Source organism: Clostridium sp. Cult1, from assembly GCF_021655095.1.
GTDB lineage: Bacteria > Bacillota > Clostridia > Tissierellales > Tepidimicrobiaceae > Schnuerera.
Genome location: NZ_PPXW01000001.1, coordinates 619,882 through 621,355, shown reverse-complemented (window position 1 = coordinate 621,355; position 1,474 = coordinate 619,882). Strand labels below are relative to the sequence as shown.

Below are 1,474 nucleotides of genomic sequence, written 5' to 3'. Positions count from 1 at the left end.
TCTAAAATTCATTTCTAATTGTTTCCTTAAATAACTTTTTTGTCTCCTAAGAATCTTGTCTTCCTCCCGATGAATTACTGCAATAGTTGCTCCTTCTTCCATACTATGAATTTTTTTTATTTCCTTTATTATATATCTAATTTGATTTTTAATCTTAGGATAATAGTGTATTTCTGGCATATCTCCTTCTGCCATTTCCTCTATATCATGAATTTTATCCCTTTCTATATCTGCAAAACTTAATGAATTAGCCAATTTTACTATCTGTTTGGTTGAACGAAATGTCCTAGTAAGAGTTTTATTTCTGTTACCTATGATATTTATTCCTAAATCAGCATAAGAATGAGGACTGCGTTTGTATATTTTTTGTTTTGAATCCCCTGCTATAACTATGGTTCTCTTAGCAAGTTTTGCAAGAACTTTTAACTGCATAGCTTGTAGATCTTGTACTTCATCAACAAATATATAATCATAATAAAGTTCTTCTGGAATATAATAAAAATTCTCTAATAATTTGAGGGCATAGTCTTCCAAATCCATATGCCCATGATACATATCTTCCTTTCTTCTTTCATATTCTAAGAAAATCTTATATATAGTGTTCCTTTGAGTTTTTGTAAGTCTTGGAGCATTCCCGCGCCCATTTCTTTCTATTTCCAAATAATCATCTTTTTTTACATAGCCATTTGCTTTCATCCAAAGAATTTCTTCAGCTAAAAAATTTACATCATGGGTAGAATACAACCTTTCACTATACTCCAATTCCCTATATCCTTCTTGAGATGGATTAGTATAGTACTCCCATATAGGATACAGCCTACCACAGATTGTATTAGTAAAACTTTCTATAGTATCAATATTAATATTAAGATTTTTTACATTCTTAAGACCCATTTTACTAAGTATTTCATAACTCATTTTATGAAATGTCCAAATATTAATCTCATGATAGTTTCTATATTCTTGAAATTTCTCCGACAAACAAGCTCTTTTATATGTATCAGATACCAATGTGCTGTTAAAAGTTAAATACAATATCCTTTGGGGCACTTTTTCATCCATCATAACCTTTATCATCTTATATAATAATGTAATGCTTTTCCCACTGCCAGCAGAACCATTTATAAGCATTTGTGCATCTTTTTTTTCAATAATATCTATTTGTTCCTGGGACAATTTAATAAAATCTAAAAAGTCATAATTGTTTTTGAATTGCCAAAGCTGAGCACTTCGTAGGAAAAATTCATTAAACTTTAAATTATCTATTCCTATCAATGGCAAATTCCCCCTTCAAACATATTAGTATGTGTGGACACATACTACAATGCATTCCTTTTTCTGATTTTTCATTCTCTATTTCCTCTGAAAACTCTTTAAATAATCTCTCTGGATCAATATTAGATCTTCTATAGGCATTTTTTATCCTATATCTTTTGGTTACCAAATACCTAGATCTAAGTATTTGTACATCTGC

Annotated in this window: 2 protein-coding genes; both read right to left on the bottom strand. The window is 29.6% G+C overall.

All coding sequences use genetic code 11. The features are described 5' to 3' along the window. Positions 1-1,275, bottom strand: a 1,275-nt coding sequence (locus C3E89_RS02925) for a UvrD-helicase domain-containing protein (protein ID WP_236911001.1), incomplete at its 3' end; no start/stop codon positions are given. Next, positions 1,259-1,474: hypothetical protein (locus C3E89_RS02920; protein ID WP_236911000.1), on the bottom strand; the 216-nt coding region annotated here is incomplete at its 5' end. The genes C3E89_RS02925 and C3E89_RS02920, both read right to left, overlap by 17 nt.